The sequence below is a fragment of the Leptotrichia sp. oral taxon 218 genome (assembly GCF_018128225.1).
GTDB lineage: Bacteria > Fusobacteriota > Fusobacteriia > Fusobacteriales > Leptotrichiaceae > Leptotrichia.
Genome location: NZ_CP072377.1, coordinates 96,692 through 111,437, shown reverse-complemented (window position 1 = coordinate 111,437; position 14,746 = coordinate 96,692). Strand labels below are relative to the sequence as shown.

Annotated in this window: 13 protein-coding genes and 1 pseudogene; 11 read left to right on the top strand and 3 right to left on the bottom strand. The window is 29.3% G+C overall.

Annotated elements, in window-relative coordinates; all coding sequences use genetic code 11:
• Nucleotides 1-193: 193 nt before the first annotated feature.
• Both J5A73_RS00555 and J5A73_RS00550 read right to left on the bottom strand, forming a co-directional pair.
• Nucleotides 194-2,698 (bottom strand): DegV family protein, encoded by a 2,505-nt coding sequence (locus tag J5A73_RS00555; RefSeq protein WP_211615690.1) that lies wholly within the window; start codon nucleotides 2,696-2,698, stop codon nucleotides 194-196.
• A gap of 35 nt (nucleotides 2,699-2,733) precedes the next feature.
• Nucleotides 2,734-3,231 (bottom strand): HAD family hydrolase, encoded by a 498-nt coding sequence (locus tag J5A73_RS00550; RefSeq protein ID WP_211615688.1) that lies wholly within the window; start codon nucleotides 3,229-3,231, stop codon nucleotides 2,734-2,736.
• Between the two features lie 293 nt (nucleotides 3,232-3,524).
• Here J5A73_RS00550 and J5A73_RS00545 point away from each other — a divergent pair, with 293 nt between their 5' ends.
• From J5A73_RS00545 to J5A73_RS00495, 11 genes and pseudogenes are all read left to right on the top strand, one after another.
• Nucleotides 3,525-4,412 (top strand): nucleotidyltransferase family protein, encoded by an 888-nt coding sequence (locus J5A73_RS00545; RefSeq protein WP_249069314.1) that lies wholly within the window; start codon nucleotides 3,525-3,527, stop codon nucleotides 4,410-4,412.
• A 606-nt stretch (nucleotides 4,413-5,018) separates the two neighbouring features.
• Nucleotides 5,019-6,267 (top strand): annotated as a pseudogene (locus J5A73_RS00540) (RNA-guided endonuclease InsQ/TnpB family protein).
• Between the two features lie 85 nt (nucleotides 6,268-6,352).
• Entirely contained in the window at nucleotides 6,353-6,877 is a 525-nt protein-coding gene (locus J5A73_RS00535) for a nucleotidyltransferase family protein (RefSeq protein WP_256438651.1), read from the top strand.
• Nucleotides 6,878-6,940: 63 nt separating this feature from the next.
• Nucleotides 6,941-7,897: an alpha/beta hydrolase gene (locus tag J5A73_RS00530; RefSeq protein ID WP_211615686.1), complete on the top strand. Its 957-nt coding sequence runs from the start codon at nucleotides 6,941-6,943 to the stop codon at nucleotides 7,895-7,897.
• Between the two features lie 56 nt (nucleotides 7,898-7,953).
• On the top strand, nucleotides 7,954-9,267 hold the full coding sequence (locus J5A73_RS00525; protein ID WP_211615683.1) for an MFS transporter: 1,314 nt from the start codon (nucleotides 7,954-7,956) through the stop codon (nucleotides 9,265-9,267).
• Nucleotides 9,268-9,285: 18 nt separating this feature from the next.
• On the top strand, nucleotides 9,286-10,095 hold the full coding sequence (locus tag J5A73_RS00520; RefSeq protein ID WP_211615681.1) for a transketolase: 810 nt from the start codon (nucleotides 9,286-9,288) through the stop codon (nucleotides 10,093-10,095).
• Between the two features lie 12 nt (nucleotides 10,096-10,107).
• Nucleotides 10,108-11,034, top strand: a complete 927-nt coding sequence (locus J5A73_RS00515) for a transketolase family protein (RefSeq protein WP_211615679.1) — start codon at nucleotides 10,108-10,110, stop codon at nucleotides 11,032-11,034.
• A 217-nt stretch (nucleotides 11,035-11,251) separates the two neighbouring features.
• On the top strand, nucleotides 11,252-11,512 hold the full coding sequence (locus J5A73_RS00510; protein WP_211615677.1) for an HPr family phosphocarrier protein: 261 nt from the start codon (nucleotides 11,252-11,254) through the stop codon (nucleotides 11,510-11,512).
• Nucleotides 11,513-11,679: 167 nt separating this feature from the next.
• A complete protein-coding gene (eno, locus tag J5A73_RS00505; protein WP_211615675.1) occupies nucleotides 11,680-12,990 on the top strand; it encodes a phosphopyruvate hydratase in 1,311 nt (436 codons plus the stop codon).
• A gap of 246 nt (nucleotides 12,991-13,236) precedes the next feature.
• Nucleotides 13,237-13,677, top strand: coding sequence for an adhesion protein FadA (locus tag J5A73_RS00500; protein WP_211615673.1), 441 nt, complete (start codon nucleotides 13,237-13,239; stop codon nucleotides 13,675-13,677).
• Nucleotide 13,678: 1 nt separating this feature from the next.
• A complete protein-coding gene (locus J5A73_RS00495) occupies nucleotides 13,679-14,077 on the top strand; it encodes an adhesion protein FadA (RefSeq protein WP_211615671.1) in 399 nt (132 codons plus the stop codon).
• Nucleotides 14,078-14,207: 130 nt separating this feature from the next.
• Here the strand turns inward: J5A73_RS00495 and tpx are convergent, their stop codons facing one another.
• Nucleotides 14,208-14,723: a thiol peroxidase gene (gene tpx / locus J5A73_RS00490; RefSeq protein ID WP_211615669.1), complete on the bottom strand. Its 516-nt coding sequence runs from the start codon at nucleotides 14,721-14,723 to the stop codon at nucleotides 14,208-14,210.
• Between the last annotated feature and the right edge of the window lie 23 nt (nucleotides 14,724-14,746).

Below are 14,746 nucleotides of genomic sequence, written 5' to 3'. Positions count from 1 at the left end.
GACTTTTTTATAAAAATCACTTTTTAGCTCCAAAAGTCTTTATTTTGAAAATTTTAATTTGTTAATATTTGTGAAATTTAGATTTAAAAAATTTTGTTTATAAAATTTTACATGTTCTTATTATAGCATATTTATTTCTAAATTAACATAGTTTTTTTTGAAAATATTTTGAATATAAAAATATTTTTTTGTTTTAACTAAGTCTAGGGAAGACAAACATTCCATAAACAGGTCCTGCATGTGCTCCAATTACCGCACCAATTTCTCTATTTAAAATAAGTGTACTTATTTTAGGATTTCCTTCAACTTCCGAATAAACTTTCATAACACTATCTAGTTCAGTTTGAGTTCCACCCCAACCGCTCATAACTATTATGCTTTGTTTTTTACTTTCTCTTTCTATATATTTTTCAATATATTTTTGTGCATTTCTTTCTCCCAGAACTTTTTTCTCAACTGCAATTTCTCCTTGGCTAATCGTTAAAATTGGTTTCATGTTAAGTGCTCCAGCTATTGTAGAACTTGCCTTTCCAATTCTTCCACCTTTTTCCAAATATTTTAAATCAGGAATTACCATAAGCAATTTCCCTTTATTTTTAAAGTTATTTACCCAATTTAAAACAGTTACAAAACTTTCTCCTCTTATAATTTTCCCAGCAGCTCCTAATACTAAAAATCCTTCTAACAGAGAAACACCCAAACTGTCTATTAATTCTATGTCATTTTCCCTATTTGTAAGACTTCTCGCAACTTTAGCCGCTTGAATTGTTCCACTCAATTTTGAAGAGGCATGAATCGAAATTATTTTTTTATAACCTTTTTCAAAAAGTCTGTTATAAGCGTTTAAAAATTCTTGCGGTGATGGCTGTGAAGTTTTTATATTCGCATTTTTCCCCATCATTTCGTGCCAAAATTCCGAAGTTGTAATTTCAACTCCATCTTTTAAAAGATTACCATTAATGTCAATTTTTAATGGAACTATTTTTATTGGCAACTCTTCTATATCTTCTTTTGTCAAATCTGAAATTGAATCAGTCAAAATTGCTATTTCAGGCATATTTGGATCTTTGTTTTCTAAATAAATATAATAAAAATAATTATTTTGATTTCCTTCAATAGTAACCGTTTTCACATTTTTTAATTTAGTGTCAATGCTCTTTTTAGAAGCTTCATCTTTTTGGTTTCCAACTACAACTGTCGCCGTAATCGTATTTTCGGTAACTAATTCGTCAAGCATTTGAGTTACAAGCTCATCAAGTGTTTTTTTAGAATATTTTATTTTCCCATTTACAAGTCCAATAAAATCGTCTTTTGCAATCATTAAATTTTCAATTTTCGTATCTCTCACAGCTTTTGTAATTTCAATCGAAGCATTTCTTTTAGCGGATTTTTTTATTTCAGAAACTCCATCTTCTTTGTTTTTTAAGTAATAATATCCTTCAAGCATTGTTTTAGTTTCTTGAACAATAACTGTCTTTTTAGATTTTTCAGCTGCCAATTTTGCCGTTGTAATTACATTTTTATTATTTGGCAAAATATAGATATTTTGTTTTTTTATTTTTTCAATTGCATTTAATATTTCTTGAACGCTTGGATTTTTACTTTGTCCACCAAGTATTACAACATCAGCTCCCAGTTTCAAAAATTCTTCTTTCAAATTTTCTGTATCCGCCAAAATCACAAAAGCATTTTTAGTTTTATCAACTTTTGGATTTTCAAATATTTTGGCTTCATCTTTTTCACTAAAAATTTGTAAATTGTCGTGCTGCAATCTCATATTTTCAACTTTCATTTTTTCAAGCGGACCATATTCCAACGCTATTTCAAAAGCTTTTCCTGGATGATTTGTATGAATATGTGTCTTAAACTTTTTAGAAGTTTGAGCAAAAACCGCAGAATCTCCTAATTCTAATATCCTTTTTTTATATTCTTCCGTATCAAAATTTCCATTTAAAATTATAAATTCTGTACAATATTGAAAGTGTATGCTTTCTGGATCATGGTCAATATTTGCTATCGTTTTGTCAAATTCATTTTCCTTAACTTGCGCTTTTTGTAACTCAACCAATAAATTTAATTCAGTCGTAACTTTGTAAAATCCTTCAAATAAAAAGAAAAGTCCTTTTCCACCAGCATCTACAACTCCAGCTTCCTTCAATTTTGGCAAAAGTTCAGGAGTTTCTTCCACTGCTTTGTTTCCAGTTTCAACAATTTCTTTTAAAAATACAACCAAATCTTCCGTTTTTTCCGCACATTCCAATGCTTTTTCAGAAATTTTTCTTATAACGGTAAGAATTGTTCCTTCCATCGGCTCTCCAACTGCGTTATAAGCAGTTTCTTTGGATTTTACCAATGCATTTGCGACATCTTTTGGAAATAATTTTTTCTTTTCTCCAATTCCACGAAGAAATCCTGTTATCACTTGTGACAAAATTGTTCCAGAATTTCCTCTAGCTCCCATTAGAACTGCTTCTTCAACTGTATCAGTAAATTCTTGCATAGTTATCTTTTCACTTGTTTTTTGCTCCAAATCAGTTATCATAGAATTTAGAGTCATTGCCATATTGCTTCCTGTATCTCCGTCTGGAACTGGATAAACATTTAACTCATTTAATAGCTCTTCATGTTTTATTACCCATTTCCCTCCGCCAATAAATAACATTTTCAGTCTTTTGGCGTCCAAATATTTAATTGCCATTTTTCCCTCCTAAAATAATTTTTTTATTTTTTATTTTAAATTAAACATATTTCTAAAAATTTTTCATATAAGTTTTCTTTTTTCAAAATAGTTTCAACAAATTCTCTAACAGCGCCATTTCCACCTTTTTTAGCACAAACAAAGTCAACTATTTCCAAAACTTCATCCACAGCATCCGCTGGAGCTCCTGAAAAACCAACTTTTTTTATTATGTTTATATCGTTCAAATCATCACCCATATAAGCGATTTCTTCCATTTTTAATCCAGTTTCTTCCATCAATTTTGTAAGTACATCTTCTTTTTTTTCGACTTCACAAAATAAATATTTCATTTTCAATTTTTTTGCACGATATTCCAAAAGCTTTCCGTTTCCTCCAGTAACAATGCCAAAGTCAATTCCTACTTTTCTAGCATTGGCAATGATGTAGCCGTCTTTTACATTAAATTTTTTTGTTACATTTCCATCATTTCCATGATAGACTCCGCCATCTGTAAGAGTTCCATCGACATCTAACAAAACTAACTTTATCATATTTTTTTACTCCATTATTTCAAATAATATTTTCAACATTAATATATTATACCACAATAACATTGATTTATACAATAATTTTTCAATATTCAGCTTTGAGTAAAATATTTAAGCCGCTAATAAAAATTTGCTTTTAGCTATCTTTTTAAAATATTTTCAATATTTAAAAGCATTCATCAATTTAAATAAAAAATTTTGAGAAATTTTTTAAAGAAATTAAAAAAACTTATAAAAATTAGTTGGATATATGATATAATATGTGTAACAATAAGAAAAGTTTTTAGGAGAAAAAATTGTTAAAAATAGGAATTGTTGCTGAATATAATCCATTTCACAATGGTCATTTGTATCAAATCAGGAAAATTAGGGAAATATTTGGTAAAGATGTCTTTATTGCTGTTGTAGGAAGTGGGGATTTTGTTCAGCGGGGAGAAATTTCGTTTTTGGATAAATGGGAAAAAACGCAGGTTAATTTAGAGTGTGGTGTTAATTTAGTTGCAGAACTTCCACTTTACTATTCGATTCAAAATGCTGAGATTTTTTCAAAGATGGCGACACGAATTTTGGATTATTTGGGAATGGATATTCAGGTTTTTGGAGCAGAGGAGGAAAATATTGAGGTTTTGCAAAAGGTGCTTGATTTGCAGAAAAGGCAGGATTACAAGGACAAACTTATGGGATATATGAAAAAAGGCAATAGTTATAGCACTTCTCAAAGATTAGCATTGAAGGAATATGAGTTGGATGGAATTGTGAAGTCGAATAATATTTTGGCTTTGGAATATATGCGTGAGATTGAGAAAAGTAATCTTGGAATAAAGCCGTTTATTGTAAAAAGGGAAATTTCAGAATATAATGAAGAAAAAGTTGAAAAAGAGAGGGAGGAGTTTGCCAGTGCTTCGTTTTTACGGAATGAACTGGAAAAAATTTTGGAAGAATTTTGTGGCGATAAAAATTTAAAATCAAAAAAACTTATTTTGGAAAAGCTGGAAAAAATTCAGAAATTTGTGCCAGAAAAATCTTTTGAAATAATTCTTGAAAATTTAGAATTTAAAATAAAAAATGGAATTAATTTTCAAAAACTAAAGGAAGAAATCTTTAAAATCGTAAAATATAAGATTTTGACTGAAAAAAAAGAAAAAATAATGGAAATTTATGACATTAATTGTGAAATTTATTAAATAGCGCAAGAACACTCGCAACTTTAGTCGTGAGATGAATTGCACAAAAATTTTAGTAAGCATATAGGGAAACTTGTATGTAGACACAGAAAGAACTGTGCAACAAAGAAACTGAATTGCTGGGAACTCTTAAAGCTAGTATGACCACAACATAATACCTTCGTTCAAATATGGTATAAGTGTGAAGGTAGCGAAAGCAGAAAAAATATACTAGATGGTGCAAGGTTAAATCCTAAACATTATGATAATAGACAATCAGCAGCTAAGCCTGAAAAGGAAAGTTCAACGACTATCCCTCGTGAGGGGAGTACAATACAAGCGATTGGTATTGGAAGTGGTTTCGCCTAAGTCCTTGAAATAGGATAAGGATAAGATATAGTCTGTGCTTGTTAGAGATAACAAGAAGTTCAAGGCTAATCTCCTTAATTTATTAAGGAGTATATATGCCAAGAGAACTGCATAAGTAGTAGCGCACTTGTGTGAACGACGCTTCCCACTGTTGTGGGGTTTTAAAAACTTTAAAAACATTTAAAAAATATTACTTTTTTGACAGATAAAATGTAGAATACATGGTATAATATCTCTGATGAAAAGGAGGTGATATCTATGTATTTAACTTTAAAACAACAGGTAAAACATCTTAGTAAAAAGGAGTTTAGAAATTTAAAATATTTATCTCATATAGCCAAGAACTTAACTAATGAAGCTATATATAATATTAGACAATACTATTTTAATAAGAAAAAGTATTTAAGTTATAATGAAAACTATAAAATGCTTAAAAACAGTGAGAACTATTAAGAAGTTAAATTCTAATATGGCTCAACAAATTCTAAAAGAAGTAGACGGAAGTTTCAAATCATTTTTTGGACTTTTAAAACTTGCTAAGAATGGTCAATATAATTTTAAAGATATAAAATTACCTAAATATCTTGCTAAAGATGGTTTTACAACTCTTGTTATAGGTTTTGTAAGATTAAAAGATGATATGCTGATAGTTCCTTATTCAAATTCGTTTAAGAAAACTCATCAGGAAGTTAAAATTAAGCTGCCACCAGTATTAAAAGGCAAGAAAATAAAAGAGATTAGAATAATACCAAAACAACATTCTAGGTACTTTGAAATTCAATATACTTATGAAGTAGAGGAAGTTCAAAGGGAATTAAACAAAGAAAATGGACTAGGAATAGATTTAGGTATAGACAATCTATGTACTTGTGTTACAAATAACGGAGCTTCATTCCTAATAGACGGCAGAAAATTAAAATCTATTAATCAATACTATAACAAGACAAATGCAAAATTGCAAAGCATTAAAGATAAGCAAAAGATAGAGCATATAACATTAAGGCAAAAGAGAATAGCTAGAAGGAGAAATAATCGCATAAATGATTATCTTTCAAAAGCAGCAAGAATAATTATAAATTATTGTCTTAATAATGATATAGGAAGAATAGTTCTAGGATATAATGAAGATTTTCAAAGAAAATCAAATATTGGAAGCATAAATAATCAGAACTTTGTAAATATACCATATGGAAAATTAAGAAATAAAATAATATATCTATGTAAACTATATGGAATAAAATTTAAACTGCAAGAAGAAAGTTATACATCAAAAGCAAGTTTCTTTGATGGAGATGAAATTCCAATATATGATAAAGAAAATCAAAAAGAATATATATTCAGTGGAAAAAGAATAAAAAGAGGACTATATCAAACAAGCACAGGTAAACTCATAAATGCGGATTGTAATGGAGCATTAAATATATTAAGAAAAAGTAAAGTTGTGGACTTAAGCGTCCTATACAATAGAGGTGAACTGAACACACCTAAAAGAATAAGGGTAGTGTAAAGCTATCAAACTTCTTAGAAAATTTTTAAATACTTTTAAAGATTTTAGAACCCTGCGACTTTAGTCGTGGGAGGTTCAGGCTAGAATATATAAGGGAGCGGAAATTTCAAAAAATTATAGGGAATTTTTGGAAAATACGAAGTCAAGAAACTTATCAAACAGGCGTGTGGAGCGGATTATTTTAAATATTTTGTTAAACATAAAGGCTGGAATGATGGATTTTGAGATAAATTATGTCAGAATTTTGGGATTTGATAAAAAGGGACAGGAATATTTGAAAAAAATTCGAGAAAATAATAATTTTGAAGATATCGAGGGGAAAAATGGTTTTGAGAAAAAAAATATTTTTGTAAATTGGAAGGATATTGAAAAATTTGGAAACTTTTTTGAAAATAATGGAAATATGGAAAATTCAAAAAATTTAAAAAATTCAGAAAATAAAAATATAGGAAAAAAAGAAATTATAAAAAATTTTAAAATTCAAGAAAATTTTTTAAAAAAAATAAAAATTGAAAAAAATGGATTTCTGTTAAAAGAATTATTTTTGGAGAAAAAAGAAAAATTGAATCCAATTGTTTATAAAAAAAATTTTTTTTATAAAACTAAATAAAAAAAATAAATGAATTAAAAAAATAAATTAAATAATAAAAATAAAAAAATAGAAAGGATAAAAATGGCAATAGAAGTATTAATAGCGATAAATGTGTTGTTTTTGATATTTTTGTTTTTGGTTGCGTATGTATCGCTTAGATATTTTATAAACCAAATTGAAAAATATCCAAGAGTCACTTTTGAAGAAGTTTACGACAGTAAAAAGTTAAGACAAAAATATAATATAGAAAATAAAGCAAATCCAATGGACTATGGATTTAACTACGAAGAAGTTGGCTATAAATCAGGGAAAATTCAGTTGTATGGCTGGTACATAGAAAATAAAGGAGCAGAAAAAACTGTAATAATTTCTCATGGAAGAGGAGTTAATAGACTTTCTTCAATTCAGTATTTACAAATATTTAAAGATACAGGACTAGATAAAAAATATAATTTTTTTATTCCAGACTTGAGAAACTCAGGAATGTCTGATGTGGCAAGGACAAAAATGGGCTATAATTTTGCACAAGATATTTTTCATACAATGGAAATGCTTTCTGAAAAATATTCTAAGAAAAATTTTATTTTATATGGATTTTCGCAAGGTGGAATGGGTTCAGCGATTGTTTCCAAATATTATCAGTCAGCACTTAGAAAAAAAGGAATTGTCATAGAAAAAATGATTTTGGACAGTACTATTTCCAATGTGAAAAAAAGAATAAAATCGGATGCTAAAAAAAGAAGAGTTCCAAAATTTATTGTGAGCATAGTTATAAGAATTTTTAATTTAAGAGTCGGAAATCATCTTGAAAATTTAAGACTTTCATATTTATTGAAAAGAATACCGACACTTATAATTCAGTCAAAAAACGATAAAGCGACTACTTACGGAATGCTTATGGAAGAGTACAACAAACTTGCAAATTTCGAAAAAATACAACTAAAAGTTTTTGAAAAAGGTGCTCACACAAGAATTTATGCAGAACCTGAATGCACTGCCGAATATACAAAAACTGTAGGAGAATTTTTAAAAAATTAAAAAGATAAAAAATCCAGTTAAGAATGAGAATTTTAAGATAAGAAAGGAAACGGTTTATGAATTTTAAACTGCAAAAAAGACATTATTTTATATACGGACTTGGTGTATCATATTTTATGATAGACCAAATTTATAACCAATGGCTACAATATTATTATCTGCCACCGTCAAACGACAAGAGTTTAACACCGCTTTTGACATCAAAGTCGCTAATAATAGCATTTATTATTGCAAGAATTATTGATGCAATAACAGATCCTGTTGTGGGATATTTATCTGACAATTCTAAATCAAAATATGGGAAAAGGTCAATTTTTATGATGTTAGGTGGTTTACCACTTGGTATTTTTACAATTATGTATTTTTTCCCGCCTAAAAGTTCTGAAATTGCTACATTGATATTTTTATCAGTAGTTGGGGGACTTTATTTTACTGCCTACACTTTAGTTGCGGCGCCGTATAACGCGTTAATTCCTGATTTAGCGTCCAATAAGAATGAAAGACTTAATTTATCGACTTCTCAATCAACTTTCAGACTTATATTTACTGGAATAGCAATGATTCTGCCAGGAATTTTAATTTCCAAACTAGGTGGAACAAATACTGAAACTGGGATTAGAGCGACAGTTATTATAATTTCTATTTTGGCTGTAATTGGAGTTTATGCGTGTGTATTTTTATTGAATGAAAAAAAGTTTTCAAAAAATAATGAAGTTAAACATAAAAAATCTACTGGATTTTTTGATTCGTTAAAAAAAATGAATGAAAAAGAGATAATTTTATACTTTTTAGGATATTTCTTTTTCTTTTCAGGATTTAATATTTTGCGTGGAGTTATGAATTATTATATTTCTCTTGTTATGAAACGGGAAATGAGTTATTTAACTGTGACGACACTTATTTTGTTTGGAGTGGCAGGACTATTTTTCCCTGTAACAAATAAATTAGGGAAAAAATATTCGTATAAAAAAATATTGATATTAGATATGATACTTTTAATTATTGGAACAATCGGTTTAATTTTCATAAATGAAAATTCATACAGTTTTGCCTACTTATTTTTTGTAATTTGTGGAATGGGACTGAGTGGAGCGGCTTTTATTTTTCCACAAGCGATGTTAAGCGAACTTTCTGTAAAAGTTTCAAAAATTAAAAATACAAGTTTAGAAGGATTTATGTTTGGAATACAAGGAATGTTCTTAAAATTGGCATTTCTTGTACAGCAAGTAATTCAGGCAGTTGTATTGACATTTGGAAATACTGGTCAGTTAAAGGGTGCAACTTCATTTGGTGTAAAAGCATCGCTAGTAGTGGCGCTAGTATTATTTTTAATATCATTATTTTTTTACAATTTAAATAAAGAAGATTAAAAAATTATGGAGGTTTTTATGGAAATTAAAGAATTTCAAGAAATAGCAAAAAATTTGAGAAAAGACATTGTTGAAATGATTTATAGAGCAAAATCTGGACACCCAGGTGGCTCTCTTTCAATTGTGGAAATCTTAACAGTACTTTATTGGAGTGAAATGAATGTTGATCCAAAAAATCCTAAAATGGAAGATAGAGATAGATTTGTTTTAAGTAAAGGACACGCTGCACCTGCTCTTTATGCGGCATTAATTCAAAAAGGATATGCTAGTAAAGAATTAATCCCAACTCTTAGAAGATGGCAATCACCACTTCAAGGACATCCAGATATGAAAAAATTACCAGGAGTTGAAATGTCTACAGGTTCATTAGGACAAGGTCTATCAGCTGCAAACGGAATGGCACTAAGCGCAAAAATTTACAAAAAAGATTATAGAGTTTACACTATTTTAGGAGATGGAGAATTGCAAGAAGGTCAAATTTGGGAAGCTGCGATGACAGCCGCTCACTATAAATTGGACAATTTAGTTGCAATTGTTGACCACAATAATTTACAAATTGATGGAAATGTAGCCGATGTAATGAATGTTGCACCAGTTGGAGCAAAATTTGAAGCATTTAACTGGAATGTAATTGAAATTGACGGACACGACTACGAACAAATTATTAAGGCATTGAATTGCGCTAAAACTGTAAAAGGAAAACCAACTTTAATTGTTGCAAATACCATAAAAGGTAAAGGAGTTTCATTTATGGAAAATAACGCAGGATTCCACGGAGCTGCTCCAAATGACGAAGAATACAAACAAGCAATGGAAGAATTAAAATAGGAGGGATAAATAATGGAAAAAAAATCAACTAGACAGGCTTATGGAGAAGCTTTGGTAAAATTAGGAAAAGAAAATGAAAATGTAGTAGTGTTGGAGGCAGATTTGTCAAAATCGACAATGACAGCATTTTTTAAAAAAGAGTTTCCAAATAGACACATAAATGTAGGAATTGCAGAAGCTGATATGATAGGAACTGCAGCTGGACTTGCAACAACTGGAAAAATACCTTTTGCTTCAACATTCGCACTTTTTGGAGCAGGAAGAGCATACGACCAAATTAGAAATAGCGTGGCTTATCCTAAATTAAATGTAAAAATTTGTCCCACTCATGCAGGAGTTTCATTAGGAGAGGACGGTGCTTCACATCAATCAGTAGAAGATATCGCTCTAATGCGTGTCGTTCCAGGAATGACAGTTTTATGTCCAGCAGACGCAGTGGAAACTGAACAAATGATTTTTGCAGCCGCAGAATATGAAGGGCCTGTTTATATAAGATTAGGAAGATTAAATATCCCTGTGTTATTTGATGATAATTACAAATTTGAAATTGGAAAAGCAAAAACACTTACAGAAGGAAATGATGTAGCAATTTTAGCAACTGGATTAATGGTTTACGAAGCAACTGAAGCTGCAAAACAGTTGGCAGAACAAGGAATTAAAGCAAGAGTAATCAATGTTTCAACAATCAAGCCGCTGGATGAAGAAACAATCTTAAAAGCTGCGAAAGAATGTAAATTTGTCGTAACAAGTGAAGAACATTCAGTAATCGGAGGACTTGGAAGTGCTGTGTCAGAATTTTTATCAGAAAATTATCCAACAAAAGTCATCAAACACGGAATTCAAGATGTATTTGGACAAAGTGCTGACGGGGAAACGATGCTTGATAATTATAAATTGAGAGCAAAAGATATTGTAGAAGTGATTTTGAGAAATATATAATCTATAATCTAATAAAAATTTTTATTTCTTTTTTAATAAAATAGAACAAATAGATATAGATATAAATTTAAAATAAAATACACTGTAAATAATAGAATTAAATTAATAATAAAATTTTTATTTGAAAATTTTAAAATATAGCAATATTATATTTGACAAATGAAGAAAACTGTTGTAAAATTATAGTAAGAATAACATTATTAGGAGGAATAAATAAATGGCAAGTAAAACAGTTACTATGACAAACCCTACAGGACTACATACAAGACCAGGTGGTGTATTTGTTGCAAAAGCAAAAGAATTTGAAAGTTCAGTTCAAGTAGAACACGACGGGAAAAAAGTTAACGGAAAATCATTATTAAAATTATTATCTATTGGAATTAAAAATGGTTCTGAAGTTACTGTTTACGCAGAAGGTCCTGATGCTGATCAAGCAGTTGAAGTTTTAGGAGAATTATTAGCAACTATTAGAGATTAATCGGTAATGTTTTACATGATTATTAAGAACTATCTTAAAGGATACACTTTTTAAGATAGTTTTTTTTTAAATATTAAATAATTAAAAATTTTTTTTGAAAATAAGTGAACAATATGGTATAATAAGTTTGGAAAGTTAAACAATAAAATATATGGAGGTAATTAGAAATGACTAGAATTGAAGATATCTATGCAAGAGAGATACTTGATTCAAGAGGAAACCCAACTGTAGAAGTTGAAGTATTCTTAGAAGGTGGAGCAATGGGAAGAGCATCTGTACCATCAGGAGCATCTACTGGAGTGCACGAAGCAGTTGAATTAAGAGATGGAGACAAATCTAGATATTTAGGACAAGGTGTTTTAAAAGCAGTAGAAAATGTAAACAAAATTATTGCTGAACACTTAATCGGATTTGACGCATTAGATCAAGTTGCAATTGATAAAGCTATGATCGAATTAGACGGAACTCCAAACAAAGGTAAATTAGGAGCAAATGCTATTTTAGGTGTTTCATTGGCAGTAGCTAAAGCAGCAGCTAACCAATTAGGTATACCTTTATACAGATACTTAGGTGGAGTAAATGCTAAAGAATTACCAGTACCTATGATGAACATCTTAAATGGAGGATCTCACGCAGATTCAGCTGTTGACGTTCAAGAATTCATGGTACAACCAGTAGGAGCTAAAACTTACAAAGAAGCTTTAAGAATGGGATCTGAAATTTTCCACCACTTAGGAAAAATCTTAAAAGCAAATGGAGATTCTACTAACGTAGGAAACGAAGGTGGATACGCACCATCTAACATTAACGGTACTGAAGGAGCTTTAGATGTAATTTCTCAAGCTGTTGAAGCTGCTGGATACAAATTAGGAGAAGATGTTACATTCGCAATGGATGCCGCTTCATCTGAATTTGCTACTCAAAATGCTGACGGATCTTACACTTATACATTCAAAAGAGAAGGTGGAGTTGTAAGAAACTCTGATGAAATGATTGAATGGTACAAACATTTAACTTCTAAATATCCAATCGTTTCAATTGAAGATGGATTAGCTGAAGATGACTGGGATGGATTTAAAAAATTAACTGACGCTATTGGAGATAAAGTACAATTAGTAGGAGACGACTTATTCGTTACTAACACTAAGAGATTAGCTGAAGGAATTGAAAGAGGAATCGCAAACTCAATCTTAATTAAAGTAAACCAAATTGGTACTTTAACTGAAACATTAGACGCTATCGAAATGGCTAAAAAAGCAGGATACACTGCAGTAGTATCTCACAGATCAGGAGAAACTGAAGATGATACAATTGCTGATATCGCAGTTGCTACAAATGCAGGACAAATTAAAACAGGATCTGCTTCAAGAACAGATAGAATGGCTAAATATAACCAATTATTAAGAATCGAAGATGATTTAGCAGATGAAGCTATTTACGAAGGTAAAAAAGCATTCTATAACATTAGATTAAAATAATTGCAATTTATAAAATTAATAAAAAATAATTAATATAATTTCTTACAAACTAAGTTTGGGACTACTCAAAAATTTGACAGAAATATTGACTTAAAAAAGTAAGTATTTTCAAAAGTTTTTCTTTTTAAAAAAAAAGAGAAGGTAGTTCAAACTTAGTTAAATTATTTTTTTTAAATAAAAATTGACATTAATTGAGAAATAATATATAATAATAGAAAATAAAGAAAAATTTTTTAGGAGGCAAAAATGAAAAAAGTTGGAATTTTGTTTGTAGTTTTAAGTATGATGTCATTTTCTGCTAATGCGCAAACTGCAAAAACAAAACCTGGAAAAAAAGCAGCAGTAACAAAAACAACACAAGCACAATCAGTAGTTGGTAGATTTAATCAATTAGAAGCTGAATATGCAAGATTAGTAGATATGGAAAATCAAGAATTTGGAAAAATTAAAGCTAACGCAGAAAATGCAGCTAAACAACTTGAAGAAAAACAAGCATTGAAAGCTCAAATTGAAGATAAAATCTCAAAAATTGAAAATGCAGCAAATTCTAAAATGTTTAAAGAACAATATGCTGGAATCGTAAAAGAATATAGAAATGTTGTTAAAGCATTAGATTCTGAAATCAAAAGATTATCAAATGTAGTTGAAAATTATCAAGCATTAGAACAATTAAAAGGAGAAGAATAATATGAAAAAAAAATTAGCAATTTTATTAGGAGTATTAGCAATTAGTAGTATGTCATTTGGTGCAACTGTTAAAAAAGGTACTACAAACTCAATTGAAAGCAGCTTAAGCAACTTAGAAAAACAATTGAGCAACTTACAAAATATGGAAGATCAAAAATTTGCTCAAGAAGAAGCTAAAGCAAATGCAGCACAACAAAAATTAGAAGAATACCAAAAAATTCAAAATACAATTAACGAAAGAATTAGCACAATTGAAGCTTCAGCTCAAACAAGTATTTTCGGAAAAGAATTTAAAGAAAAAGCAGCTGAATATAGAGCTTTAAGCAACCAATTAGACAAAGAAATCGCTAATCAACAAAAAATTATCGAAAATTTTGAATTATTAAAATCATTAAGATAGTTTTAAAATGTTTCCCTTTTAGGGAAACATTTTTTTATTACAAAAATTTTAAAAATTAATTTACAAAAAAAAAAAAATACCTTCTTTTTTATCACAAAAAGGAGGTATTTATATTTAAAATTTAAATTTTTTAAACTAATTCTTTTATTATTTCAAGAGCTTTTTCATAGTTTGGATGTTCACTAATTTCAGGAACATATTCAACATATTTGATAATTCCATCTTTATCAACAATAACAACACCTCTTGCAAGTAATCGCAATTCTTTTATTACAAATCCATATTTGTGACCAAAATCTAAATCTCTGTGGTCCGAAGTAGTTAGAGCGTTTTTAATGCCTTTGTCAGCGCAATATCTTCCAAGCGCAAAAGGCAAGTCAACTGAGATAGAAAGTAATTGCACATCATCACTAAAATTAGTAGCTTCCTTGTTAAATCTTGTCAATTGTAATGCGCAAACTCCCGTATCAACTGATGGAAATACTGCAATTACAACAACTTTTCCACGGTAGTCGCTTAATTTCACTTCTTTTAAATCTGGAGATAAAACAGTAAAGTCAGGTGCAATATCTCCTACTTTTACTTCATTTCCAACCAATGTAACTGGATTTTTTAAAAATGTAACTTTATTTTTGTATTCTGTCATATTTTTTATTTCCTTTCTTTTTT

What these genes read in the sequence shown, in the direction of transcription:
- J5A73_RS00520 (WP_211615681.1), top strand. Translation starts at nt 9,286, where the DNA reads ATGGAAATTAAAGAATTTCAAGAAATAGCAAAAAATTTGAGAAAAGAC.
- J5A73_RS00555 (WP_211615690.1), bottom strand. Translation starts at nt 2,698, where the DNA reads ATGGCAATTAAATATTTGGACGCCAAAAGACTGAAAATGTTATTTATT.
- J5A73_RS00510 (WP_211615677.1), top strand. Translation starts at nt 11,252, where the DNA reads ATGGCAAGTAAAACAGTTACTATGACAAACCCTACAGGACTACATACA.
- J5A73_RS00495 (WP_211615671.1), top strand. Translation starts at nt 13,679, where the DNA reads ATGAAAAAAAAATTAGCAATTTTATTAGGAGTATTAGCAATTAGTAGT.
- J5A73_RS00530 (WP_211615686.1), top strand. Translation starts at nt 6,941, where the DNA reads ATGGCAATAGAAGTATTAATAGCGATAAATGTGTTGTTTTTGATATTT.
- tpx (WP_211615669.1), bottom strand. Translation starts at nt 14,723, where the DNA reads ATGACAGAATACAAAAATAAAGTTACATTTTTAAAAAATCCAGTTACA.
- J5A73_RS00515 (WP_211615679.1), top strand. Translation starts at nt 10,108, where the DNA reads ATGGAAAAAAAATCAACTAGACAGGCTTATGGAGAAGCTTTGGTAAAA.
- J5A73_RS00500 (WP_211615673.1), top strand. Translation starts at nt 13,237, where the DNA reads ATGAAAAAAGTTGGAATTTTGTTTGTAGTTTTAAGTATGATGTCATTT.
- J5A73_RS00550 (WP_211615688.1), bottom strand. Translation starts at nt 3,231, where the DNA reads ATGATAAAGTTAGTTTTGTTAGATGTCGATGGAACTCTTACAGATGGC.
- J5A73_RS00525 (WP_211615683.1), top strand. Translation starts at nt 7,954, where the DNA reads ATGAATTTTAAACTGCAAAAAAGACATTATTTTATATACGGACTTGGT.
- eno (WP_211615675.1), top strand. Translation starts at nt 11,680, where the DNA reads ATGACTAGAATTGAAGATATCTATGCAAGAGAGATACTTGATTCAAGA.